Annotated in this window: 24 protein-coding genes and 3 tRNA genes; 10 read left to right on the top strand and 17 right to left on the bottom strand. The window is 73.3% G+C overall.

Features of this window, described 5'->3' with window-relative positions; genetic code table 11:
• Positions 1-91: 91 nt before the first annotated feature.
• Together M8C11_RS20560 and M8C11_RS20555 are read left to right on the top strand one after the other, a co-directional pair.
• Positions 92-949: a 3-hydroxyacyl-CoA dehydrogenase family protein gene (locus tag M8C11_RS20560; RefSeq protein ID WP_252452114.1), complete on the top strand. Its 858-nt coding sequence runs from the start codon at positions 92-94 to the stop codon at positions 947-949.
• On the top strand, positions 946-1,689 hold the full coding sequence (locus M8C11_RS20555; RefSeq protein ID WP_252452113.1) for an enoyl-CoA hydratase/isomerase family protein: 744 nt from the start codon (positions 946-948) through the stop codon (positions 1,687-1,689). The genes M8C11_RS20560 and M8C11_RS20555 overlap by 4 nt, the downstream gene beginning before the upstream one ends.
• Before the next feature lie 58 nt (positions 1,690-1,747).
• On the opposite strand, the gene M8C11_RS20550 is transcribed toward M8C11_RS20555, so the two are convergent.
• Positions 1,748-3,085: an ABC transporter substrate-binding protein gene (locus M8C11_RS20550; protein WP_252452112.1), complete on the bottom strand. Its 1,338-nt coding sequence runs from the start codon at positions 3,083-3,085 to the stop codon at positions 1,748-1,750.
• A 166-nt stretch (positions 3,086-3,251) separates the two neighbouring features.
• Here M8C11_RS20550 and M8C11_RS20545 point away from each other — a divergent pair, with 166 nt between their 5' ends.
• Both M8C11_RS20545 and M8C11_RS20540 read left to right on the top strand, forming a co-directional pair.
• Positions 3,252-3,641 (top strand): hypothetical protein, encoded by a 390-nt coding sequence (locus M8C11_RS20545; protein WP_013283438.1) that lies wholly within the window; start codon positions 3,252-3,254, stop codon positions 3,639-3,641.
• Positions 3,642-3,686: 45 nt separating this feature from the next.
• Complete coding sequence (locus M8C11_RS20540) at positions 3,687-4,391, top strand: DUF2786 domain-containing protein (RefSeq protein WP_252452111.1); 705 nt, start codon at positions 3,687-3,689, stop codon at positions 4,389-4,391.
• A 6-nt stretch (positions 4,392-4,397) separates the two neighbouring features.
• Here the strand turns inward: M8C11_RS20540 and M8C11_RS20535 are convergent, their stop codons facing one another.
• On the bottom strand, positions 4,398-4,910 hold the full coding sequence (locus tag M8C11_RS20535) for an SRPBCC family protein (RefSeq protein ID WP_175438591.1): 513 nt from the start codon (positions 4,908-4,910) through the stop codon (positions 4,398-4,400).
• Between the two features lie 285 nt (positions 4,911-5,195).
• Here M8C11_RS20535 and M8C11_RS20530 point away from each other — a divergent pair, with 285 nt between their 5' ends.
• Entirely contained in the window at positions 5,196-6,227 is a 1,032-nt protein-coding gene (locus M8C11_RS20530) for a hypothetical protein (protein ID WP_252452110.1), read from the top strand.
• A 241-nt stretch (positions 6,228-6,468) separates the two neighbouring features.
• On the top strand, positions 6,469-6,906 hold the full coding sequence (locus tag M8C11_RS20525; protein ID WP_252452108.1) for an ArsI/CadI family heavy metal resistance metalloenzyme: 438 nt from the start codon (positions 6,469-6,471) through the stop codon (positions 6,904-6,906).
• Positions 6,907-6,997: 91 nt separating this feature from the next.
• Here the strand turns inward: M8C11_RS20525 and M8C11_RS20520 are convergent, their stop codons facing one another.
• From M8C11_RS20520 to M8C11_RS30590, 3 genes are read right to left on the bottom strand one after another with little or no spacing between them, the layout of a single operon-like run.
• A complete protein-coding gene (locus M8C11_RS20520; RefSeq protein WP_252452105.1) occupies positions 6,998-7,180 on the bottom strand; it encodes a hypothetical protein in 183 nt (60 codons plus the stop codon).
• Positions 7,181-7,192: 12 nt separating this feature from the next.
• The gene (locus tag M8C11_RS20515; protein WP_252452102.1) at positions 7,193-7,603 is read right to left on the bottom strand and encodes a RidA family protein; all 411 of its coding nucleotides are present in this window, start codon (positions 7,601-7,603) and stop codon (positions 7,193-7,195) included.
• Positions 7,603-8,427, bottom strand: coding sequence for an NAD(P)-binding domain-containing protein (locus tag M8C11_RS30590; RefSeq protein WP_252452099.1), 825 nt, complete (start codon positions 8,425-8,427; stop codon positions 7,603-7,605). Before M8C11_RS30590 ends, M8C11_RS20515 begins: the two co-directional genes overlap by 1 nt.
• Positions 8,428-8,506: 79 nt before the next feature.
• Between M8C11_RS30590 and M8C11_RS20505 the strand changes: the two genes are divergently transcribed.
• Entirely contained in the window at positions 8,507-9,403 is an 897-nt protein-coding gene (locus M8C11_RS20505; RefSeq protein WP_252452096.1) for a LysR family transcriptional regulator, read from the top strand.
• 114 nt (positions 9,404-9,517) lie between these two features.
• Here M8C11_RS20505 and M8C11_RS20500 read toward each other — a convergent pair.
• The 8 genes from M8C11_RS20500 to M8C11_RS20465 form a co-directional block, all read right to left on the bottom strand.
• A tRNA-Phe gene (locus M8C11_RS20500) sits at positions 9,518-9,591 on the bottom strand.
• Positions 9,592-9,667: 76 nt separating this feature from the next.
• Positions 9,668-9,741: transfer RNA gene (locus M8C11_RS20495), tRNA-Asp, on the bottom strand.
• A gap of 33 nt (positions 9,742-9,774) precedes the next feature.
• Positions 9,775-9,847, bottom strand: a tRNA-Glu gene (locus M8C11_RS20490).
• 143 nt (positions 9,848-9,990) lie between these two features.
• A complete protein-coding gene (locus tag M8C11_RS20485; protein ID WP_252452093.1) occupies positions 9,991-10,773 on the bottom strand; it encodes a polysaccharide deacetylase family protein in 783 nt (260 codons plus the stop codon).
• 76 nt (positions 10,774-10,849) lie between these two features.
• Complete coding sequence (locus tag M8C11_RS20480; protein ID WP_252452090.1) at positions 10,850-11,797, bottom strand: MerR family transcriptional regulator; 948 nt, start codon at positions 11,795-11,797, stop codon at positions 10,850-10,852.
• Entirely contained in the window at positions 11,787-12,380 is a 594-nt protein-coding gene (gene idi / locus M8C11_RS20475; protein ID WP_252452087.1) for an isopentenyl-diphosphate Delta-isomerase, read from the bottom strand. The genes M8C11_RS20480 and idi overlap by 11 nt, the downstream gene beginning before the upstream one ends.
• Positions 12,377-13,858 carry a phytoene desaturase family protein gene (crtI, locus tag M8C11_RS20470; RefSeq protein WP_252452084.1) on the bottom strand — a complete coding sequence of 494 codons (1,482 nt, stop codon included), beginning with the start codon at positions 13,856-13,858 and terminating at the stop codon, positions 12,377-12,379. Before crtI ends, idi begins: the two co-directional genes overlap by 4 nt.
• Before the next feature lie 29 nt (positions 13,859-13,887).
• Positions 13,888-15,042: a polyprenyl synthetase family protein gene (locus M8C11_RS20465; protein WP_252452081.1), complete on the bottom strand. Its 1,155-nt coding sequence runs from the start codon at positions 15,040-15,042 to the stop codon at positions 13,888-13,890.
• Positions 15,043-15,106: 64 nt separating this feature from the next.
• On the opposite strand from M8C11_RS20465, the gene M8C11_RS20460 reads away from it, so the two are divergent.
• Together M8C11_RS20460 and M8C11_RS20455 are read left to right on the top strand one after the other, a co-directional pair.
• Entirely contained in the window at positions 15,107-16,033 is a 927-nt protein-coding gene (locus M8C11_RS20460) for a phytoene/squalene synthase family protein (protein ID WP_252452077.1), read from the top strand.
• Positions 16,030-17,352, top strand: a complete 1,323-nt coding sequence (locus M8C11_RS20455) for a deoxyribodipyrimidine photo-lyase (protein ID WP_252452074.1) — start codon at positions 16,030-16,032, stop codon at positions 17,350-17,352. The genes M8C11_RS20460 and M8C11_RS20455 overlap by 4 nt, the downstream gene beginning before the upstream one ends.
• Before the next feature lie 295 nt (positions 17,353-17,647).
• Here the strand turns inward: M8C11_RS20455 and M8C11_RS20450 are convergent, their stop codons facing one another.
• Positions 17,648-18,748: a serine hydrolase gene (locus M8C11_RS20450; RefSeq protein ID WP_252452071.1), complete on the bottom strand. Its 1,101-nt coding sequence runs from the start codon at positions 18,746-18,748 to the stop codon at positions 17,648-17,650.
• A gap of 92 nt (positions 18,749-18,840) precedes the next feature.
• On the opposite strand from M8C11_RS20450, the gene M8C11_RS20445 reads away from it, so the two are divergent.
• Entirely contained in the window at positions 18,841-20,325 is a 1,485-nt protein-coding gene (locus M8C11_RS20445) for an NAD(P)/FAD-dependent oxidoreductase (protein ID WP_252452068.1), read from the top strand.
• Between the two features lie 4 nt (positions 20,326-20,329).
• On the opposite strand, the gene M8C11_RS20440 is transcribed toward M8C11_RS20445, so the two are convergent.
• The 3 genes from M8C11_RS20440 to M8C11_RS20430 are packed head-to-tail and all read right to left on the bottom strand — an operon-like array spanning position 20,330 to position 21,766.
• Positions 20,330-21,094: a crotonase/enoyl-CoA hydratase family protein gene (locus M8C11_RS20440; RefSeq protein WP_121685911.1), complete on the bottom strand. Its 765-nt coding sequence runs from the start codon at positions 21,092-21,094 to the stop codon at positions 20,330-20,332.
• Between the two features lie 40 nt (positions 21,095-21,134).
• Positions 21,135-21,560, bottom strand: coding sequence for a PIN domain nuclease (locus M8C11_RS20435; RefSeq protein WP_252452065.1), 426 nt, complete (start codon positions 21,558-21,560; stop codon positions 21,135-21,137).
• The gene (locus M8C11_RS20430; RefSeq protein ID WP_252452062.1) at positions 21,557-21,766 is read right to left on the bottom strand and encodes a type II toxin-antitoxin system VapB family antitoxin; all 210 of its coding nucleotides are present in this window, start codon (positions 21,764-21,766) and stop codon (positions 21,557-21,559) included. Before M8C11_RS20430 ends, M8C11_RS20435 begins: the two co-directional genes overlap by 4 nt.
• Positions 21,767-21,839 lie beyond the last annotated feature (73 nt).

Raw genomic sequence — 21,839 nt, 5'->3', positions numbered from 1 at the left:
GGCCATGCATAGGGTCGCATGCAGGAACGAGCGAGCGGACGGGCCCGGCGGCGGACACCCCGCGCGCCCCCGCCGCGGCGAGGGGACGTCGATGAGTGGTCGTTTTGTGGTCGTCGGGGCCGGCACCATGGGCCTCGGCATCGCGTACGTGGCGGCCGGCGCCGGGTACGCGGTCGAACTGGTCGAGGTCGACCCCGCCCGGGGCGCCGAGGCGCTGCGCCGGCTCGGCGAGCTGTGGGACCGGGGCGTGCAGCGCGGCAAGCTGACCGAGGAGGCCGCCACCGCCAACCGTGAGCGCGTCACGCTCCGGGCCGGGCTCGCCGAGGTGGCCGAGGGCGCCGACGTGATCGTGGAGGCGGTGCCCGAGCGGCTCGACCTCAAGCGCGCCGTGCTGCGTGAGGCGGAGAGCCGCCGGCCCGCGCTGCTGGGCAGCAACACGTCCAGCATCCCGATCGCCGAGCTGGCCGCCGGGCTGGAACGTCCCGCCGACTTCGTCGGGTTGCACTTCTTCAATCCGGTGTGGGCGATGGCGCTGCTCGAGGTCGTGGTCGGCCCGGCCACCGCGCCGCCGACCACCGAGGCGGCCGTCGCGCTCGCCGCCCGGCTGGGCAAGGACCCAGTCGTCGTACGCGACATGCCCGGCTTCGCCACCTCCCGGCTCGGCGTCACGCTCGGCCTGGAGGCGATCCGGATGGTGGCCGACGAGGTCGCGAGCCCGGCCGACATCGACAAGGCGATGGTGCTCGGCTACCGGCACCCGATCGGCCCGCTGGAGCTGACCGACCTCGTCGGGCTGGACGTGCGGCTCGACATCGCGCGCACGCTCCAGGCCGCGTACGGGGACCGCTTCGCGCCGCCGCCGCTGCTCGTCGAGATGGTCGCCGCCGGGAAGCTGGGCAAGAAGTCGGGTCAGGGCTTCTACACGTGGAAGGACGGCGTGAAGAAATGAGCGGGCTGCGGATCGAGGAACGGCCGGACCGGCTCGTGGTGACGCTGGACCGGCCGGAGAAGCGCAACGCCATCGACGTCGACCTGGTGGGCGAGCTGCACGCGGTCTGCGCCGACCTGGAGGTGCGTCCCCGGCTGCTGCTGCTCACCGGCGGGACGGCGGGCATCTTCGCCGGCGGCGCCGACATCGCCCAGCTCCGCGAACGCGGCCGGCTGGACGCGCTGGCCGCCATCAACCAGGGCGTCTTCGCCCGCATCCGGGCGCTGCCGATGCCCACTGTGGCCGCCGTCGACGGGCCGGCGCTGGGCGGCGGCGCCGAGCTGGCGTACGCCTGCGATCTCCGGGTGTGCACGGACCGCGCGGTGTTCGGCCAGCCCGAGGTGCGGCTGGGCATCCTGGCCGGCGCCGGCGCGACCTACCGGCTGCCGGCGCTGATCGGTGAGGCCCGGGCCAAGGAACTGCTGTTCACCGGCCGGCGGGTGGACGCCGAGGAGGCGCTGCGGATCGGGCTGGTGAACCGGGTGGTGGCCGACCCGGACGAACTGCTGCCCACCGCGCACGGCCTGCTCGACGAGATGGCCAAGGGCTCCGCGCTGGCGCTGCGGCTGACCAAGATGGCGGTGGACGCCCCGGCGGCCGCGCACCCGCAGCTCGACCTGCTCAGCCAGGCGGTGCTCTTCGAGGACGAGGAGAAGCACCGGCGGATGACCGAGTTCCTGGACCGGCGCCGGGCACGCTGAGCCGAACGACGAGGGCCGCACCGGTGTCCTCCGGTGCGGCCCTTCGCGTCGGTGCGGCTCAGTGCTTGATGTCGACTCCCGCGTCGTCCAGCGCGGTGATCGCCGGCGCGGACTCGGCGAAGCCGATGAGCAGCAGCGCCTCCGGTCCGAACGCCTTGATCTCCTTGGCGGTGCCGGTGAAGTCGACAGGCGTCTTCGGGTCGGCCGGCGGATCGTAGGTGAGCAGCTTGATCCGGTCCGCGCCGATCCCGGCCTTCTCCAGCTCCGAGCGGACGTTCTCCTGGAGGCCCTCGCCGTAGGAGTCCTTACGGGCCAGGATCGCGATCTTGCGCGGCCCGTCCCGGAGCATCACGTCGGCCAGCGCGCGACCCTGGAGGCTGTCCGGCGGGGCGGTACGGAAGTAGAGGCCCTTGTCGTCCACAGCGCTCAGCCCCGCGTCGGTGTTCGACGGGGAGAACAGGATCCGGCCGGCGGCCACCACGTCCGGCAGCACCGCGCGCGAGATGCCGGAGCCGCCCGCGCCGATGAAGACCTGGACGCCCTTGGTGACGTGCGAGGCGACCGTGGCCTTGGCGACCTCCGGGTTGGTGCCGTCATCGCCCTCGATCCACTTCACCGGCTCGCCGAGCACCCCACCGGCGGCGTTGACCTCGCGGAGCGCCAGCGCGGCACCGGCGGCCAGCGGCGGGTACGCCAGCGCCAGGTCACCGGTCTTCGGCAGCAGGCCGCCGAGGACCAGCGGGGCGTCCTTCGCCTTCCCGTCCCGCAGCTTGCGGCCACGCGGCGGCGTCTTGGTGCTCGCCCCCGACTCCTCACCGGCGCCGACGAACTCGGTCTTGCTGTCGTCGATCTTCTGGTTGTCGAAGTGCATGGTGCCGTAGCTCGCGGTCGCCGGCTCGCCGTTGTCGGTGAACCCGGCGCGGGTCAGCGACACACCCCGGTACTCGATGTCCCGGCCCGCGCGGGCGAGCTGGAGGCAGGCCGCCACCTCGTCGCAGCGCTCGCCGCCGGTGGTCACCCCGACGATCTGCTCGGCGATCTCGGCCGGCGCCGTGGAACCGGCGAGCTGGGCGGCCAGCGCGCTGATCACGACCGCGTCGTACGACTCGGCGGAGTAGAGGAAGTCACCCAGCTTCGGGTCTACGGCGAGTAGTCGTTCCTTGAAGCTCTCGGCCAGCGGAGTAAGGGGCGTGGTGCCCTTCATCCCGTTCACCAGGTCCGCCCGGTCCTTGAGCTCCGCGGGGTACGAATTGAGCATGTTGCCGTCGGTGCCGTAGAGGCGTACCTGGGTGGCAGGCGTTTCCTCCGGCTCGTCGCTCCCGCAGGCGCTCGTGGCGAGCAGGAGCGCCGCGCAGGCCATGGACAGGGCCGCGCGCGACGTGCGTGTTCTCAGCATGGTCGTCCTTCCTCCGGCGAAGGTCCGCTGCGCACCTTAGCGTGCTCGCGCAGCGTGCGGGACTGTGGAGTCGCCTCCGTCGGCACCCCGACTGCGGGTATCACTCTGCGTGGTCGACGGGCCGTTTCCTGGTCACCGCTTGACCCCCGGCGATACTGTTCCGCGGGTGAACGACGAAGCACAGCAGACGCTCGACGACGCGACCGCCGTGCTCCGTTCCGCCCTCGCCGGTGACGGTGCCGGCGTGGTGGGCACGTTCGACGCGGTGGTGGACCGCTCCGGCCTCGCCGGGGCGTACGGAGTGGCGTGGTGCCTCGCCGCCACCATGCTCGGCGACGACACCCCGGGCGGCGGTGCCGCCCTCGACTTCCCCGGCATCGACCAGGCCGACTACGACACCCGCTGGGTGGCCCGCTTCGTCAGCGCCTGCGCCAACGACGACGCGGACACCGGCGAGGCCCTGTTCGGGGCGGCCGCGGCCGACGGGCTGCTGCCCGACTGCCTGCTCACCCTCGCCGGCTCGACCATCGCCACGCTGCGCAGCCGGTCGGACTGAGCCCGGCGCGCCGCCCCGCGCCCCGGCTGTGGTAGCTCTGGGTGCATGTCCGAGGCGATGCTCAGCAAGGTGCGCAAGCTGCTCGCCCAAGCAGAGGACCCGGCGTGCACGCCCGCCGAGTCGGCCGCCTTCATGGCCAAGGCCACCGAGCTGATCGCCCGCTACGGCGTCGACCGGGCGCTGCTCGCCGCCCGCGACCCGGCCGTCGACCCGGTCGGTGACCGGACCGTCGAGGTGGTCGCGCCGTACGCCCGGGACAAGGCCGGCCTGCTCGCGGCGGTCGCCGAACCGCTGCGCTGCCGATGCGTACGCCGCCGGCAGGGCAACGGCTTCGTCATGCACCTGTTCGGCTTCGCCAGCGACCTGGAACGGGTCGAGCTGCTGTTCACCTCGCTGCTGGTGCAGGCCGCACACGGGCTGGCGGGTGCCGTCGTACCGGCCGGGAACCATCCGGCGGCGTTCCGGCGTACCTGGCTGGCCGGGTTCGCGTACGTCGTGGCGGAACGACTGCGCGCGGCCGAGAGCAAAGCGGTGGCGGAGGCGGGTGGACCCTCGACGGCACTGGTGCTCGCCGACCGCTCCGATCGCGTCCAGCGGCGGGTCGCCGAGGCGTACCCCCGGTTGCGCACCGCCCCGCGACGGCGGCTGGCGGGCGGTGGCTTCGGTTCCGGCGCGGACGCCGGCCGCCGGGCCGACCTGGGCGGCACCGGCGTGGCCGGCAGCGGCGCGGCGCCCGGTATCGCCGGCTGACCGATCTCAGGCGGTGCGGGCGACGGTCGCCAGGTAGCGGCAGAGCAGTTCGTGCCAGCCCGCGGTGAGCGCCTCGCGGTAGCCCTCGGCCGCACTGCCGTGCCGGTCGAAGTAGCGGTGCTCGACGTCCACCCGGGTCCGCTCCGGACCGTCGGCGTGGAACAGGACCTCCACCTCGCTGGCCCGCGCCGGATCCGGCACCGGCACCCGGTCCGGGCCGATCTGCCAGGTGAAGACCAGGCGCCGAGGCGGATCCCAGGTCAGCACGCGGCCCCAGTCGTTGCGGAAGCCGTACGGGCCGATCTCGTAGAGCATGCCGCCGGCCCGCGGCTCGATGCCGATCGCGGCGAGCGCATCCGGGCCGGACCAGGTGTATTCACGCACCCACCAGTCGGCGAGCGCGCCGGTGAAGACGGCGTACGCCCGCTCGGCGGACGCCGGGACGAGCAGGCTGCTGCGGAGGGAGAAGCGGTCGGATTCCTGCCGGACCTCATCCGGATCGGCCATCTCCTGTCCCATAGGTCCGGACCATACCGGCTCATGTCTCGGTGTGCAGCTTCCGTACCGCCCGCTTCCGGACACCGGGAACTCCGGTTCCCGACAGCGGCATCCGGCGGGATCGACGGCCCACGGGAGGCGCCGTTCGGCGCATCCGCGCGGCGCTGAGAGGGCTTCCGTGAGGTGCCGGCGGCGCTTCCGTGCGGGCGCGGACGGAGCGGGTGTCGTCGATGGCCGGGGCGCGACGGATGCCGCACCGGAAAGCGGGTAAGCGCCGCCGACCGGACCGATGGGAGAGCGGGGAGCATGAGCGACAGCCGAGCGACCGAACCAGTGCCGGACCCCGGCTACGAGCGGCCCACCTCGCCGGCCGGCGCGGAGCCGGAGCCGGACGTCCTGCTGGACGTGCCGGAGCTGACCGTCGACGAGATCCGGCTCACGGTCGACGGGCTCGACGCCGACCTGTCGCTGCGCGCCCGGCTGGCCAACCTGCTCCAGCTCGACGCCGGAGTCCGGGTGCACCTGGAGGGCGTCGAGCTGGACATCACCGGGGTGCGCGCCGAGGCGCTGCTCAAGGTACGGCTGGAGAAGCTGGTGCAGATCCTGGACCGGGCGCTGACCACCATCGACCGCAACCCCCAGCTGATCGACGCGCTGGCCCGCTCGGCCGGGGTCGCCCTGGAGGACGTGCACCGTGTCGCCGCGCCGGTGGTGGACCAGACCGGACGTACGGTGGCCGCGGCCGGCGAGGTGGTCGGGCGCACCGCTCCGGCGGTGGTCGACCGGGCGGCGCCGGCGGCCGGTGAGGTGGTCGACCGGGCTGGCCCTGCGGTGTCCGGCCCGATCGAGGCACCCGAACCGCCCCAGCGCCCGGCCCGGACGGAGTCGCCACCGGCGGCCGGTGGTGATCGCGATAAGTCCTCGCCGGCAGCCGGCGCCCGGCGCCCGGAACCGCCACCGTCGTCCAGCGGCGACCGGCCGAAGCCGTCACCGGCGCCCGGTGCCGGGCGGACCGAGCCGCCGCCCAATGCCGGGCGGACCGAGCCGCCCAGTGCCGGACGGGCGGAGCCGTCACCGTCGTCCGGCGCCGGGCGGGAGGGAAAGGCGCAGTCCGAGCGTGCCGCCGGATCGGGGCCGGGCGCCGGCGAGGGCTCGTCGGCCGACCGGTCCGGGGAGAAGAAGCGCGGCTCGGAGCGAACCGGCCAGCCGGCGAGCGCCGCCGCCGAGGCGGCGCAGCTGGCGGGGCAGGCCGGACAGGCACTCCGGCAGGCGGGCCGAAGCGTCTGGGAGGCGATCCAGGGCAGCCCCGGCCAGAACCGCCGCCCTCCCAAACCCTGACCGCTCACCCCTCGCCCCGCCCCGGCCCTCGCCCCGCCCCACCCGCACGCCGTTGATCAAGGAGTTTGTGTCCGGCTCACCGGCTCTGGATGACACAAACTCCTTGATCAGCCGTCGGGGTCAGGCAGGCGAGGGCTTCAGTCGCGGCAGCGCTTGTTTCGACATTCCTCTAGGTTGACACGCGTCAAAACAGAAGGCAAAGTTGGTCCTGCTTCGATAAACATCTAGGCAGGGAGTCCACATGTCCCGCGTCCAGCTCGCCCTGCGCGTGTCCGACCTCGAAGGCTCCGTGGCCTTCTACAGCAAGCTGTTCGGCGTCGAGCCGGCCAAGCGCCGCCCCGGCTACGCCAACTTCGCGGTGGAGAACCCGCCGCTGAAGCTCGTACTCCTCGAAGGTGAGCCCGGCCTGCCGACGGTGATGGACCACCTCGGGGTCGAGGTGTCCACCACCGAGGAGGTCAACGCCGCGACCAGCCGGCTCACCGAGTCCGGCCTGATCACCCTGGAGGAGAACGACACCGAGTGCTGCTACGCGCTCCAGGACAAGGTCTGGGTGCGCGGCCCCGGCGACGAGCCGTGGGAGGTCTACACGGTCAAGGCCGACTCGCCGCAGCTGGAGAAGGTGACCGAGAGCGCCTGCTGCGCCTCGGACACGGCGGCGCAGCCCGCCGCTGTCTGAGCCGCATACCGCGAGGTCCCCACCGGCTCGTCTGCCGGTGGGGACCTCTGTCGTCGTTGAGCCGCCTCAGCGTGCCCACCGCGCACGTCGACTATCGCGCTTTGGCGAACCTCAGCCGTTTGAAGCCCTCGACGTAGACGAACCGCTTGCCGTCCGGAGAGAAGCTCGGGTCGTGCGCGCGGGCGCCGTCGGCGATCCTCGTCTTCTTTCCGGTGCCGACGTCGACCGTCCAGCCCTCGCCCACGTGGTCCGGCCCGTCGACCGGGAAGCGCAACCGTCGCGACCCCTAGCGGGACCGGACCACGGCCGTGACCTCGACCTCGAGCACAGCGCCCGGCAGGAAGAGCTTGCTGATCTCGACAGTCGTGCTCGCCGGCGGCGGTGTCCCCGGGAAGAGACGGCGCCGGACGGCCGCGTACGCCGGAAGGTCAGCCAGGTCCGTCATGAACGTGCGGATGTGCAGCACGTCGTCGAAGCTCGCGCCGTGCGCCGCGAGCACGCCGCCCACGATCTCGAAGATCCGTTCGGCCTGGGCGCCAGGGTCTCCGGGGGCCACCACCTCGCCGTCGTCGTCGACGGCGACCTGTCCGGCGAGCATCAGCAGCGCGCCGCCGCCGACATCGATCCGGGCGACGTGCGCGAAGCGGTCGCCGAACGGAGCCGCGACGGATGCGGGGTTGTCCAGGGTGAGGTGCATCAGCATCCCTTCAGGAAGTCGGCTGAGACGAGGGAGGAGAGATCCGCGTCCTGGTCCGGCGCGGCCCGCATCAGGTCGAGGGCGGCCTCCAGCACGGGAGCCGGCACCGGGCGGCGCAGCGCCAGCCGCGCATCCTTCGCCGCCAACGCGACTGCGAACGAGGCGCCCGGCGCGGTGACCCGCCCGACCGCGCCGCCGAGGGCCCCTCGGCCGAGCACGTCGAGGGCGGTCTGCCTGTCGACACCGAGCGCTGCGGCGACAGCCAGCGCGTCGTGCAGCGCGGCGACAGCCGTCACCAGGCCCGTGTTCGCGACGAGTTTGACGGCGGCGCCTGCGCCGATCGGCCCGCAGTGACGGACCGAACCGAGTTGTTCCAGCACCGGGGCCGCTCTCTCCACGGCATCGGCGGGGCCGCCCACGAAGATCGTCAGCGTGCCGGCCCGGGCGGCGTCGACGCTGCCGCCGACGGGGGCGTCGAGGAGTGAGACGCCCGCCGGAAGCCGGCCGGCCACTGCTCGGACTTCGTCCGGCCCGATCGTCGACATCTGCACCACGACCGTTCCGGGCCGGAGCGCGGCGGCGGCGCCGTCCGGCCCGAACAGCACCGTCTCGACCGCGCCGGCGTCGGCGAGCATGACGACGGCGACGTCGGCTCCGTCGACCGCGGCGGACGGGCTCGCGGCCACCGTCGCGCCGGCCGCGCCCAGCGGCTCCGAACGCTCCGGGCTGCGGTTCCACACTCTGACCCGGTTGCCGCCGGCCAGGAGGCGGCGCGCTATCGGCGTACCCATGTGTCCTGTCCCGAGGACCGCGATGATCTTCACGCCGTAACGCTAGGCGGGGGAGAGCAATGCGACCAACGAATGTCTCGCATGCCTGCCATGCGTGATTACCATGCCTGCCATGGAGACTCAGCTGCTGGAGGTGTTCCGCACCGTCGCGCGGCACGGCTCGATCACTACCGCCGCGCGCGCCCTCAGCTTCACCCAGTCGGCTGTCTCCCGGCAGATCGCCGCGCTCGAGGCCGACATCGGCGCTCGGCTCTTCGACCGGCTGCCCCGCGGCGTCGCCCTCACCGAGGAGGGGCGAGAGTTGCTCCCGCACGCCGAGGCGGTCCTCGACCGGCTCGACGCGGCCCGGCGTGACCTCGACGACCTGCGCGGGCTCGGCCGAGGGCGGCTGCGTGTGGGTGCCTTCCCGACCGCTGTCGCGGCTCTCGTACCCCGGGCGATGGCGTCGTTCCGCTCGGCTCACCCAGAGATCTCGCTGTCGCTGGTCGAGGGCGTGACGCCGCGGCTGCTGGAACGCCTGCTCGCGGACGAGGCGGATGTGGCAGTGGTCAGCACCTCGCCCACGGGCGAGCTGGATCGCGAACGATTCGACCTGCGACATCTGCTCGACGAGCGGCTCCTGGTCGCGGTCGCGCGCGACCACCGGCTCGCGCGCCGTCGCTCGGTGCGCCTGGCGGACCTCGCCCAGGACGCGTTCGTCGTGGGCTCCGCCACCGCGGAGAACAGCCTGCTCCGGGCAAGCCTGCCCAGCGGCTTCTCACCGCGCATCGACATCGTCGCCGCCGAGTGGACCGGCAAGCTGGGATGCGTCGCCGCCGGGCTGGGGGTGGCTCTGGTCCCGGCCCTGGCGGTACGCGGAACCCCGCCGGACATCGCCCTGCTACGCCTGCATCCGGACGACGAGTCGGTACGGCAGATATTCGCGGCGACCGTGCGGGGCAGGACGCCGTCGCCGGCCGTCACGCACTTTCTCGAGCATCTGCGGGCGGAGGCGGCCCACCTGGGCTGACCACCTCGCGTCGTCCACGCCCGGACCGGACGGACGGGCCTGCCGAGGGGAAAAGCAGAACGCCGACCTGCGTCTCCGCTGATCGGCGTTCCTGTAGCCCGGCGAAAGGCTATGTGGCCAGGGGCGGGGTCGAACCGCCGACCTTCCGATTTTCAGTCGGACGCTCGTACCAACTGAGCTACCTGGCCGTGGTGCTCGGCACATGCTACCGCACGGGCCGATACGCAGAACGCCGCGCATCGAGCTGCGCGGCGTCAGCGCTTGCGGTCCTGACGGGACTTGAACCCGCGACCTCCGCCTTGACAGGGCGGCGAGCACTCCAACTGCTCCACAGGACCTGGCTGGTGTTGCATCCGGCGCGAGCCGGACCGTGCCCCCAACGGGATTCGAACCCGTGCTACCGCCTTGAAAGGGCGGCGTCCTGGGCCGCTAGACGATGAGGGCGGCCCCGCCATCATTGCACACTCGCAACTTCAAGCGGACTTGCTCCCATCCGGCCCCGCCGGAGGCAGGAGAAGCATATGTCATGCCTGCGCGGACGACCAAACCGGTATGGGCCTGGCCGTGGAGCCGGGTAAAACCGCAGGTCAGCGCGGTAGGGCGATGCCGAATCTCCGCTTCAGGTCCGGAATCAGGTGCCGGCAGGCGGCCATCGTCTGGGCCCGGTCGCCGCCCGCGTCGTGCATCAGCACGACCGAGCCGTGCCGGGTGGCGCCCTTCACCCGCTTGATGATCGTCTTCGCCGGTGGGTGGTCCCAGTCCTGCGGGTCCACGCTCCAGTGCAGCGGGCGCAGGCCCATCTGCTTGGCGATCGTGACCTCCTCGGCCGTCCAGCGGCCGCCGGGCTGGCGGAACCAGGTGATCGGCGCCTTGGGCGCGGCGGCGTGGATGGCCTCGTTCGTCCGTTCCAGGTCGGCCCGGATCTCGGCGGCGGGGCGCCGGCCCAGGTTCACGTCGTGGTGCCAGCTGTGGTTGCAGAGCTGGTGCCCCTCGCGGACGATCCGGGCGACCAGCTCCGGGTAGCGCTTGGCCTGCTGGCCGACGACGCAGAAGGTGGCCTTCACGCGGGCTGCCCGGAGCTGGGCCAGGATCTGCGGGGTGTAGCGGGGATCCGGCCCGTCGTCGAAGGTGAGCGCCACGCCGTTGCTCCCGCTGGCCCGGTGCAGGCCCGCCGGCAGCTTCTTCGGCACCGGGCGCAGCTTCGGCTTCGCGGGAGTGGTGTGGGTCGGTGAGGGCTTCGTCACCGGCGTCGGTGACGGCGACGCCGAGGCCGGTGCGGCGGCCTTTTCGGGTGACTTGCCGGCTTCGCCGCAGCCGGTGACGAGGAGCACCAGGCCCAGGGCGAGCGCCGACAGGGCGCGTGGACGCATTCGTCGCTCCCGGAGGGGTCGGGGTCAGACGGACTTTCCGACCGTAGTGGACGCCGACCCGGAACGGGAGAGGGGCTCAGCTCGTCGTCGACTGGTCCAGCGAGTCCCGTACCGCCACGGCCAGCGACAACGCCTCGGCCAGGTCCACCGGCCGGACCACCCCGGCCGGCAGCGAGTCGGCCCGCCAGCCGGGCCCGGCGGCGAGCACCAGCAGCGGCCGGCGCGGGACGGTCAGCAGCGCGGTGAGCTGGCACGGGTCGGCCGTCGCGCGGGTGTGCGACCAGAGCACCACGGCCGCCGGACCGGTTCGGTTGACCGCCTCCACCAGGGCGGGTACCGGCACCCGGGCACCGAGCATGCGATAACTCACACCGGCCTCGGCCAGTGCGGCGGCGAGCGCCTCCAGCGGCAGCGAGTGCTGCTCCTCGTCGGCGCAGGAGAGCAGGATCCGGGGCGGCCCCGTGGTCGGGTGGGCCCGGGCCACAGTGGCGAACGCCACCGAGACGCACCGGGACATGAGGTGTTCCACCTCGATCAGCGCGGAGGTGGCGGCGTGCCGCTCCCCGATGCCGGCGAGCACCGGCCGCAGCAGCCCCTCCCAGGTCGCCACCACCCCGTCGGTGGCCAGCGCGTCGGCGATGGTCCGGCCGATGGTCACCGAGTCCAGTCGCATGGCGGCACGGGCCAGCCCGCGCGCCGCCGGACCGGCCCGCCCGACCGGGATGGTGGTGCCGCCGCCGTCGCGTACCGCCGAGGCCCTCGCCTTGAGGCCGAGCCGCTCCGGAGGCAGCACGGCCGGCGCCTGCCGGGCCCAGCGGGCGGCCTCGGCGGGCGCCACCCCCTCGGCGGTCAACCGGCGCATGATCTCCAGCCGGGCGAGGTCGGCCGGCGTGTAGCGCCGGTGGTGGCCCGGCACGTGCTCGCTGGGGCCGAGACCGTAGCGCTGGTGCCAGGTACGCAGCGTGGTGACCGCCACGCCCAGTCGGCGTGCGACGGCCCCCGCGCTCAGCGCCTCATCGGCCACCCGACCGCTCCGGTGCCTCGGTGGCCGGTACGACCGGCCGGGACGCGTCGGTCGGGTGCAGCAGCCGGTTGACCACGCCGCCGAGCCACGGGGCGTACTCGCGGGGGTGGGCGTCCAGGTCGGCCACCACCGCGCCGGGGTCGACCCAGCGCAGGTCGGCCACCTCGTCCGGATCGGGCCGCGTGACCAGGTGGGCCGGTACGTCGGCGCGCAGCACGTGGTCGTACTCGAACTCGACGCGTCCGGTCGCCGGGTCCTCCGCGTAGTAGAGGTAGACGCCCACCTCGGTGAGGTCGACCGGGTCGACGCCGAGTTCCTCGGCGAGCCGCCGGTTGGCGGCCTCGGCCGGCGACTGGCCGGGCAGCGGATGGCCGCAGCAGGAGTTCGCCCAGCGCAGCGGGAACCGCGTCTTGACCGCGGCCCGCTGCTGCAACAGCACCCGCCCCTCGGGGTCGACGAGGAGCACCGAGAAGGCGCGGTGCAGCCGTCCGGGTGGCTGGTGGGCGGTCGCCACGGTGGTCTCGCCGACCACCCGGCCGTCGTCGTCGACCAGCTCGACCAGGTGGGTCTCCCGTTCGCTCACGACATCGTCCCGGTGATCCGGGCGGCGGCGAGCTTGCCGCTGATCAGCACCATCGGCACGCCGACGCCCGGCTGGGTGCCGGAGCCGACGAACACCACGTTGTCGAGCGTGCGGTGCAGGTTGGAGGGGCGGAACGGGCCGGTCTGGAAGAGGCTGTGCGCGGCGGCGAACGGGGTGCCGGCGGCCATGCCCTGCGCCGCCCAGTCGGCCGGGGTGACGGCCTCCATCACCTCGATGCCGTCGCCGAAGCCGACGTAGCCGCGCTCCTCGAGCGTGGTCACGAGCTGCTCGGCGTACCGCTGCGCAAGGTCACCCGTCCAGTCGAACGGCGCGCGTTCGAGGTTCGGCACCGGTGCGAGCACGTAGTAGGTGTGCTTCCCGGCCGGCGCCACCGACGGGTCGGTGCGGCTCGGGTTCGTCACCAGCAGCGACGGGTCGGTCATCAGCTCGCCTCGGCGGATCACCTCGTCGAACGTGCCCTTCCAGGACCGCCCGAAGTGAATGTTGTGGTGGGCGATCTTGCCATAGCCCTGCGTCGAACCGATGTGCAGCACCACGCAGGACGGCGAGTAGGTCAGCTTGCGCTGCCGGCTGGGCGGCAGCAGATCCTGGTAGGCGACCGGCAGGTCCGGGTTGAGCACGACCGTGTCGGCGGGGACGAAGTCGCCGTCCGCGGTGACGACGCCGGTGGCGCGGCCGTTGGCGGTCTCCACCCGGGTCACCGTGGTGCCGTACCGGATCTGCACGCCGTGCTTCTCCGCCGCGCCGGCCATCCCACGCGAGACCGCGTGGATGCCGCCGCGCGGGAAGCACACCCCGGCCACCGAGTCGAGGTACGCGATGACCGTGTAGATCGCCAGCGCGTCGTGCGGCGACAGGCCCGCGTACATGGCCTGGAAGGAGAAGATCCGCTGGGTACGCGGGTCGCGGAAGAACTGGTTGATCTTCGTCTGGAGTCGCCGGAAGGCGCCGTTGGCGAACAGCTTCAGCAGGTTGCCGGTGAGCAGGTCGGTCGGCGCGTCGAGGTTGCGCTCGATGAAGTCGGCCCGTTCCCACTGCCACAGGTTGCGCGCGTAGTCGACGAAACGCAGGTAGCCGTCGGCCTCCCGGGGGCCGCAGACGCGGGCGATCTCGGCGGCCATCCGGGTGGTGTCGGTGATGACGTCGAGCGTCGACCCGTCCGGGTAGTAGGCGCGGTACGCCGGGTCGAGCGGGCTCAGGTCGAGCCAGTCGGTCAGCTCCTCGCCCACCGCGCCGAGCGCCTCGGCGATCAGGTCGGGCATGGTGAGGACCGTCGGGCCGGTGTCGAACTCGTACCCGTCGACGCTCAGTCGCCCGGCGCGCCCGCCGGGCACCGGCTCGCGTTCCAGCACCGTCACCTGCCGGCCGCTGCCGGCCAGGTGCAGCGCGCAGGCCAGCCCACCCAGCCCGGCGCCGACCACGACCACCCGGTCGGTCCGTCCCTTGACGGTACGCATTCCGGCCCCCTTGTTCACGAAGTTGCTCATCATGCCCGCCGCGCCGTGGCGGCGGTGGCGAGGCCGGTCAGCGCGGTGCGCGCCGTCTCGTCGATCGGTGCGGTGCCGAGCGCGGCGAGCGCCTCGGTCACCCGGTCGGAGATCATCCGCTCCACCCGGGCCGTGGCCCCGGTGTCCCGGACCACGTCGGCCAGCCGGTCCACCTCGCGTGCCGAGGTGACCGAGCCGGCCCGCTCCAGGGCGCGGCGCTGCGCCGGGTCGGCGAGCTGCCGGGCCAGCATCAGCAGCGCGGTCGGCTTGCCGGTACGCAGGTCGTCCCCGGCCGGCTTGCCGGTGGTCTGCGGGTCGCCGTAGACGCCCAGCAGGTCGTCGCGGAGCTGGAACGCCTCGCCGACGGCCAGCCCGTACCGGGTGTACGCGGCGATGAGCGGGTCGTCCGCGTCGGCGCCGGCCAGGCAGGCGCCGAACAGCAGCGGACGCTGGACGGTGTAGCTGGCGGTCTTGTACCGGGCCACCCGCAGCGCCCGGTCGACGGTCCAGTTCGCCGAGTCGTTCTCGCCGAGCACGTCGAGGAACTGCCCGGCGACCGTCTCGACCCGCATCTGGTCGTAGCAGCGGCGCACGTCGAGCAGCCGGTCCGCCGGGACCGCCGCGTGTGCCATCAGCCGGTCGGCCCACACCATGCAGAGGTCGCCGATGAGGACGGCGACGGCTTCGCCGTACCGGTCGGGGTCGCCCGTGTGTCCGGCGGCCCGGTGCCGGGCGGCGGCGGCCCGGTGCGCGGTGGGCAGTCCTCGCCGGGTGTCGGAGGCGTCCATCACGTCGTCGTGCACCAGCGCGAACGTGTGCAGCAGTTCGAGCGCGGACAGGGCCGGGAGCACCGAGCACAGCGGTTCCTCCCCGCCGACCACGCCCCGCCATCCCCAGTACGCGAACGTGGGGCGGACCCGCTTGCCGCCGGCCAGCACGCAGTCGCGCGCCGTCGCGGCGAAACCACCCATCGCTGCGTCGATCTCGGTGAGCGATTCGACTTCCGCGGCCAGGAACGCCGCGAGCGTCTCATCGATCCCTTTGATCAGGTCTTTCGTGAACGCGGCCAGTACGCCGCGGACCGGATCGTCCGTCGCCCCGGGCTGAGCCGGCGCGACGCGGAGCGCATTACCCGCAACTGCGTCGTTGGCCATGTGAGCGAGCGTACCCTAGGGTTACGAGTTGCGTCGATTGCTGCGTCGAAACTGAGGAGGGCCGATGGACACGGATCTGACCGCTGCCTATGACCGTTGCCGCGAGCTGCACCGGCGTCACGGCCGTACCTACTATCTCGCCACCCGGCTGCTTCCCGCCTGGAAACGGCGGCATGTGCACGCCTTGTACGGCTTCACCCGCTACGCGGACGAGATCGTCGACCGCACCGAGGAGCTGCCGCCGGCCGAGCGCGCCGCCCGGCTGCGCGAGTGGTCGGATCGATTCGTCGCCGGGCTGCACGGTGCGTCGGTCGACGACCCGTTGCTGCCGGCCGTGCTGCACACCATCGCCGTGTTCGACCTGGACCGCGACGACTTCGCGTCGTTCCTGCGCAGCATGGCGATGGACCTGACGGTCATGTCGTACCCGACCTACGACGACCTGCTCGACTACATGGAGGGCTCGGCCGCGGTCATCGGCACCATGATGCTGCCGATCCTCGGCAGCTCCGACCCGGCCGCCGCCCGCGAGCCCGCCCGCCAGCTCGGCTTCGCGTTCCAGCTCACCAACTTCATCCGCGACGTCTCCGAGGACCTGGACCGGGGCCGGACCTACCTGCCCGACGAGGACCTGGCCAAGTTCGACCTGACCCGTGACGACCTGCTCGCCGCCAAGGCCGCCGGCCGCACCACGCCGCGCATCCGCGAGCTGATCGAGTACGAGGTGACCCGCGCCCAGGCCCACTACGTCGCCGCCGCGCCGGGCATCCCGCTGCTCGATCCCGCCTCGCAGGCGTGCATGCGCACCGCGTACGCGCTCTACGGCGGCATCCTCGACGAGGTGGCCGCGCAGGACTACGACGTCTTCGTCCGCCGTGCCCTGGTGCCGCGGCGGCGCCGGATGGCGGTGGCCGCGCAGGCGCTGCTCACCCCGTCGGGCACGCCGGTGCGGGTGCCCGGCCCGGCACTGGAACCGGCCCTGGCCGGATGACCGGCCGGACGGCGGTGGTGCTGTTCACCCGCGACCTGCGGGTGCACGACCATCCGGCGCTCGCCGCCGCCTGCTCCGCGTTCGACCGGGTGGTGCCGCTCTACGTGCTCGACCCGGCGTTGCAGAAGCTCTCGCCCAACCGCACCCGATTCCTGCACCAGAGCCTGGCCGACCTGCGCGAGGCACTCCGCAAGCGCGGCGGTGACCTGGTGATCAGGCGCGGCGATCCGGTGGCCGAGACGGTCGCGCTGGCGCGGAAGGTAGGCGCCGAGGGCATCGGGCTCTCCGCCGACGTGAGCCGCTACGCGCACCGCCGGGAACGCCGCCTGCGTGCCGAGTGCGAGCGGCACCGGATGTTCCTGCGCGTGTTCCCCGGCCTCACGATCGTCGAACCCGGTGCGCTACGCCCCGGTGGTGGCGACCACTACCGCGTCTTCAGCCCCTACTTCCGGGCCTGGCAGGACGTGCGGTGGCGGGACGAGTTGGCCGCGCCGAAGCGGGTCCGGCTGCCCGACGGCGTCGACCCCGGCCGGCTGCCCGACCCGCCGAGGGGCGACAGCCCGGATGCCGCCGTCGGTGGCGAGGCAGTCGCCAGGCGCCGGCTCACCGCCTGGCTGCCGACGCTCGACAGGTACGACGACATCCACGACGACATGGCCGGCGACGAGACCTCGCGGCTCAGCCCGTACCTGCGCTTCGGGTGCGTGTCGCCGCTGGCGGTGGCGAACCGGGCGGGTGACCGGGACGGACCCTTCGTCCGGCAGCTCTGCTGGCGCGACTTCTACCACCAGGTGGTCGCCGGTTTCCCCGACCTGTCCACGGTCGCCTACCGGCGCGGTGCGCGCGAGGACTGGCGCGACGACCCGCACGCGCTCGACGCCTGGGCCGAGGGGCGGACCGGCATGCCGATCGTGGACGCCGGCATGCGCCAGTTGCGCGCCGAGGGCTGGATGCACAACCGGGCCCGCCTGATCACCGCCGGCTACCTGACCAAGCACCTCGGGCTGGACTGGCGGCCCGGCCTGGAGGTCTTCTTCCGGTGGCTGCTCGACGGCGACCGGGTCAACAACTCGGGCAACTGGCAGTGGGTGGCCGGCACCGGCAACGACACCCGGCCGTACCGGGGCTTCAACCCGGTACGGCAGGCCGAGCGCTACGACCCCGACGGCGCGTACGTGCGGCGCTGGGTGCCGGAGCTTGCGTCGGTGGCCGGCAAGGCGGTCCACCAGCCGTGGCGGCTGCCCGACGAGGTGCGCCGCACGATCGACTACCCGCCGCCGTTGGAGGTGCCCGGCACCGACCCGGTCTGGCTCCGCTGACCGTCGCCCGCCGGACCGGGCGCCGGTCGCCCGCTACCGGGGTCACGCTCCGTGTTTTCCCGCCTGCCGCGGCATTCCACCTCCGGTCCCCTTTGCTCTGCAGCCATATCCGCATCGGTTGCGGAAAGTGACCGTCTCGGCCTTGAGTGGTTTTCGGACCTGCGAGGAAACCCCTGCTCGGCGCGGTGCTGCGCCGATGGCTGCAGAGCAAAGGCGGAAAAGGGAAGACACCGCCGCCCGGCCGGCCGAATGCGCTGCGTGACGACGCTCCGGAATCACAGAAAGTGATGGGAGGTCAGAGGCAGGAGTGCAGCGCCTCCACCAGGTCCTCCACCCGGTCGTGGTCGGCCAGCCGGGCTGTCGCGTACGCGAAGGTGTAGCCGCGCTCCGGGTCGGCCCAGGCGCTGCTGCCGCCGATCCCGCCCATGCCCCAACTGCCGTCCGGCTCCCACTGCATGCCGAGCGTCCAGTCCACCGGCCGGTCCAGCAGCAGGTCCGGGCCGGAGTACTGCACCCGCGTCGCCTCCGCGACCAGCTCCGGGCTGAACAGCCGTACCCCGTCGAGGGTGCCGCCGGCGAGCAGGCCCGCGTACAGCCGGGCGAGCCCGGCGGCGGTGGCGTGCAGGTTCACCGCCGGGATCTCGGCGGCGCGCCACAGGTCGCTGTTCACCATCGTGACGTCGCGCCCGCCCGGCGGATTGTCCAGCGCCCGCGCCCGCAACGAGCCCGGCTCGCCGCGCATCGCGTCCGGCCAGGCCGGATCGGCGTACGACAGGTCGGCGCACCGCCGCCGGTCCGCCTCGTCCAGCCCGAAGGCCAGGTCCAGGCGCCACGGACCGGCGATCTCCTCGGCCAGGAACCGGCCCACGGACCGCCCGTCCACCCGGCGGACCAGCTCGCCCACCAGGTGCCCGTACGTCCAGGCGTGCTCGCCCGCGACGGCGCCCGGCGTCCACTCGGGGTCGGCGGCGGCCAGGTCGGCGCAGAGCAGGTCCCAGTCGGCGATCGCGGCGGCGGGCCGGGGCACCGGGAAGGCGGGCAGCCCGGCGGTGTGGGCGAGCACCTGCCGCACGGTGGCCGGGGCGCGGAACCCCGGCCAGTACGCCGACACCGGCGCGTCCAGGTCGACCCGCCCTCGATCGACGAGCAGAAGCAGACAGAGCGCGACCATCGGCTTGCCGACCGAGTAGACGTCGACGAGCGTGTCCGGCCGCCACGGCCGGTCCGCCCCGGCGGCCGGTACGACGGTGACGGGCGGCACTGCGGCGGTGGTGCCACCCACCAGTTCGATCACCGGTACGCCGTCGCGCCACACCGATATCGACGCGCCGGTCTCGCGGCCGGTCGAGAACAGGTCGTGGAAGCAGTCCCGGACCGGGGCGAAGCGCGCGTGCATGCGGCCACGGTAGGTGGTCGCGTGCGTTACCGGCGCGGGAATTCCGGGCCGGTGCGGTGGCCGGTGCCCCGCAGGTGCGGAATGCTTGCGGAATGGCGGAGCCGGAACTGGTGGACGTAGTAGTGGTCGGGCTCGGCGTCGGCGGCGAGGAGGTGGCCGGGCGGCTCGCCGAGGCCGGCCTCACCGTGGTCGGCATCGAACGGGACCTGGTCGGCGGCGAGTGCCCCTACTGGGGGTGCGTGCCGAGCAAGATGATGATCCGGGCGGCGAACGCGCTGGCCGAGGCGCACCGGGTCAACGAGCTGGCCGGGTCCGCCCAGGTGCGGCCCGACTGGGCGCCGGTGGCGAAGCGGATCCGGGCCGAGGCCACCGACACCTGGGACGACAAGGTGGCGGTGGACCGGTTCACCGGCAAGGGCGGCCGGTTCGTCCGGGGCAGCGGGCGGCTCGACGGCCCTAACCGCGTACGCGTCGGCGACCAGGTGTTCCAGGCCCGCTACGGCGTGGTCCTCGGAACCGGCACCCGGCCCTCGGTCCCGCCGATCGACGGGCTGGCCGACACGCCGTACTGGACGAACCACCAGGCCATCGAGGTGGAGGAACTGCCCGGGTCGCTGCTGGTACTCGGCGGCGGCGCGATCGGGCTGGAACTCGCGCAGGTCTTCGCCCGGTTCGGCGTCCGGGTGACTGTGATCGAGGCGGCCGACCGGGTGCTGGCCGTCGAGGAGCCGGAGGCGTCCGCGCTCGCCGCCGACGCGCTGCGCGCCGACGGGGTGGAGATCCACACCGGGGTCAAGGCCGGCCGGGTCGACCACGACGGCGACACGTTCACCGTGCACGCCGACGGCGCCGAGTTCACCGGCGAGAAGCTGCTCGTGGTGACCGGCCGCAAGGCGCACCTGGAGGAGCTGGGCCTGGACACCGTCGGGGTGGACGCCGGGCAGCGCTACCTGCCGGTGAACGACCGGATGCACGTCACCGACGGGATCTGGGCCGTCGGCGACCTCACCGGCGAGGGCGCGTTCACCCACATCGCCATGTACCAGGCCGGCATCGTGGTGGCGGACGTGCTGGACCACATGCGGCGTACCAAGGGAGGCCCGGACGCCAGCGGCACCGCGAGTGTGGTCGGCGGCGCGGCCGGGGTGGTCAGCGCGGTCGGCGGCGCGATGAGCGCGGGCGGATCGACTGCCGCGCCGGGCAGCGTCCCGGTCGCCGACTACCGGGCGCTGCCCCGGGTCACGTTCACCGACCCGGAGGTCGGCGCGGTCGGCCTCACCGAGCAGCAGGCCCGCGAGCGCGGCGTCAACGTCCAGGTCGGGTACGCCGACCTCACCTCTTCGGCCCGGGGCTGGATCCACAAGACCGGCAACGCCGGGTTCATCAAGCTGATCGCCGACGCCGACCAGGGCGTCCTCGTCGGCGCCACGTCGGCCGGACCGGCCGGTGGCGAGGTGCTCTCCGCGCTCGTCGTGGCGGTGCACGCGGCGGTGCCGATCAGCCAGCTCCGGCACATGATCTACGCGTACCCGACGTTCCACAGGGCCATCGAGGACGCGCTGCGCGCGCTGAAGTGACGCCTCAGCCGGCCGGCGCGCCGTGCCGGCCGGCACCGTCGGCGAACCGGCCGGCGCCGCGCACCCCGTCCACCGCGAGCGACTCCAGGCCGTAGGTCAGCTCGGCCGCCATCGCCTCCGGCTCCGGCAGCCCCGCGCCGGCCAGCACCGCCGCCCGGTCGTTGCGCAGGCACGTCTGCGGGGACCGGGCGATCCCGGCGGCCAGCTCCTCGGCCGCCGCGCGAGCCTCACCCGGCGCGACCAGCCGGTTGACCAGACCCATCGCGTACGCCTCGTCGGCGCGCACCGGACGGCCGGTGAGGATCAGGTCCATCGCGCGGCTCTCGCCGATCAGCCGGGGCAGCCGAACCGTCCCGCCGTCGATCAGCGGTACGCCCCAGCGTCGGCAGAACACGCCGAGCGTCGCGTCCGACTCGGCGACCCGTAGATCGCACCAGAGCGCCAGCTCCAGCCCGCCCGCCACCGCGTACCCGGAGATCGCGGCGATCACCGGCTTGGACAGTCGCATCCGGGTCGGACCCATCGGCCCGTCGCCGTCGGGCTCGACCCGGTTGCCGCGCGGAGTGCCGACGGCCTTGAGGTCGGCGCCCGAGCAGAACGTGCCGCCCGCGCCCCAGAGCACCGCGACCGCCGCGTCCGGGTCGGCGTCGAACGCGCGGAACGCGTCGGCCAAGGCTCGCGCGGTCGGTCCGTCCACGGCGTTACGTGCCTCGGGCCGGTCCAGGATCACAGTGGTCACGGCACCGGCGTGCTCGACGCGTACCCCCATGGGCTCAGCATGCCCGCGACGGCACCGTCGTGGCTACGGCCTATTTGATCGTGCCGGGCCGGGTCAGCCAGCGCATCGGCTGGCCGGTGACGGCGCCGACCTGGTCGAAGTCCCGGTCGTAGTGCAGCAGCGAGAGCCCGTGGTATTCGGCGGTGGCGGCGATGAGCAGGTCGACGGCGCCCGCCGAGCGGTGGGTGCCCCGCGCGGTCAGCTCGCTCTGGATCTCGGCGGCGCGCTCGTAGACCCGGTCCGGCATCACCACCCAGCCGAAGGCGGCCCGGAGCTGCTCCGCCAGGCGCGTCCGGTCGGCGACGGACCGGGCGGTGTAGAGGAACTCCAGCTCGACCAGGGGGCACACGGCGAGCAGGCCCGCTGTCACCTGCTGCTCCCAGCGCGCCAGCACGTCCGGATCACGCAGGAGCCGGACGAGGGCACTGGTGTCGATCAGGTAGTCGGCCAGCTTCACGAGCGGTAGGCGCCCTTGTCGAGCAGTTCGTCGAAGTCACCGGCCTGCCCGCGCTCGGCCAGTGCCGCCAGCGCGCGGGCGCGACCCAGTCTCGCCGCGCCCTCGCGGAGCGCGACGTTCACCGTGTCCTTCTTGGTCTTCGTGCCGAACGCTTCGGCGGCATCCGCCAGCGCCTCGTCGTCGACGTCCACCAGGATCTTGGTCATCGCAGCTCCCTATATACGGTCGGCCGTCTGAGTATATCCAGCAGGGGTTCCGTGCGAGGGAATTCCGGGGCGT

It is taken from the genome of Micromonospora sp. CPM1, from assembly GCF_023896895.1.
GTDB lineage: Bacteria > Actinomycetota > Actinomycetes > Mycobacteriales > Micromonosporaceae > Micromonospora > Micromonospora tulbaghiae.
Note: the sequence above shows the minus strand (reverse complement) of the source record. Positions and strands in the feature narration are given on the sequence as shown.

What these genes read in the sequence shown, in the direction of transcription:
- M8C11_RS20560 (WP_252452114.1), top strand. Translation starts at nt 92, where the DNA reads ATGAGTGGTCGTTTTGTGGTCGTCGGGGCCGGCACCATGGGCCTCGGC.
- M8C11_RS20555 (WP_252452113.1), top strand. Translation starts at nt 946, where the DNA reads ATGAGCGGGCTGCGGATCGAGGAACGGCCGGACCGGCTCGTGGTGACG.
- M8C11_RS20550 (WP_252452112.1), bottom strand. Translation starts at nt 3,085, where the DNA reads ATGCTGAGAACACGCACGTCGCGCGCGGCCCTGTCCATGGCCTGCGCG.
- M8C11_RS20540 (WP_252452111.1), top strand. Translation starts at nt 3,687, where the DNA reads ATGTCCGAGGCGATGCTCAGCAAGGTGCGCAAGCTGCTCGCCCAAGCA.
- M8C11_RS20535 (WP_175438591.1), bottom strand. Translation starts at nt 4,910, where the DNA reads ATGGGACAGGAGATGGCCGATCCGGATGAGGTCCGGCAGGAATCCGAC.
- M8C11_RS20530 (WP_252452110.1), top strand. Translation starts at nt 5,196, where the DNA reads ATGAGCGACAGCCGAGCGACCGAACCAGTGCCGGACCCCGGCTACGAG.
- M8C11_RS20525 (WP_252452108.1), top strand. Translation starts at nt 6,469, where the DNA reads ATGTCCCGCGTCCAGCTCGCCCTGCGCGTGTCCGACCTCGAAGGCTCC.
- M8C11_RS20515 (WP_252452102.1), bottom strand. Translation starts at nt 7,603, where the DNA reads ATGCACCTCACCCTGGACAACCCCGCATCCGTCGCGGCTCCGTTCGGC.
- M8C11_RS20505 (WP_252452096.1), top strand. Translation starts at nt 8,507, where the DNA reads ATGGAGACTCAGCTGCTGGAGGTGTTCCGCACCGTCGCGCGGCACGGC.
- M8C11_RS20485 (WP_252452093.1), bottom strand. Translation starts at nt 10,773, where the DNA reads ATGCGTCCACGCGCCCTGTCGGCGCTCGCCCTGGGCCTGGTGCTCCTC.
- crtI (WP_252452084.1), bottom strand. Translation starts at nt 13,858, where the DNA reads ATGCGTACCGTCAAGGGACGGACCGACCGGGTGGTCGTGGTCGGCGCC.
- M8C11_RS20465 (WP_252452081.1), bottom strand. Translation starts at nt 15,042, where the DNA reads ATGGCCAACGACGCAGTTGCGGGTAATGCGCTCCGCGTCGCGCCGGCT.
- M8C11_RS20460 (WP_252452077.1), top strand. Translation starts at nt 15,107, where the DNA reads ATGGACACGGATCTGACCGCTGCCTATGACCGTTGCCGCGAGCTGCAC.
- M8C11_RS20455 (WP_252452074.1), top strand. Translation starts at nt 16,030, where the DNA reads ATGACCGGCCGGACGGCGGTGGTGCTGTTCACCCGCGACCTGCGGGTG.
- M8C11_RS20450 (WP_252452071.1), bottom strand. Translation starts at nt 18,748, where the DNA reads ATGCACGCGCGCTTCGCCCCGGTCCGGGACTGCTTCCACGACCTGTTC.
- M8C11_RS20445 (WP_252452068.1), top strand. Translation starts at nt 18,841, where the DNA reads ATGGCGGAGCCGGAACTGGTGGACGTAGTAGTGGTCGGGCTCGGCGTC.
- M8C11_RS20440 (WP_121685911.1), bottom strand. Translation starts at nt 21,094, where the DNA reads ATGGGGGTACGCGTCGAGCACGCCGGTGCCGTGACCACTGTGATCCTG.
- M8C11_RS20430 (WP_252452062.1), bottom strand. Translation starts at nt 21,766, where the DNA reads ATGACCAAGATCCTGGTGGACGTCGACGACGAGGCGCTGGCGGATGCC.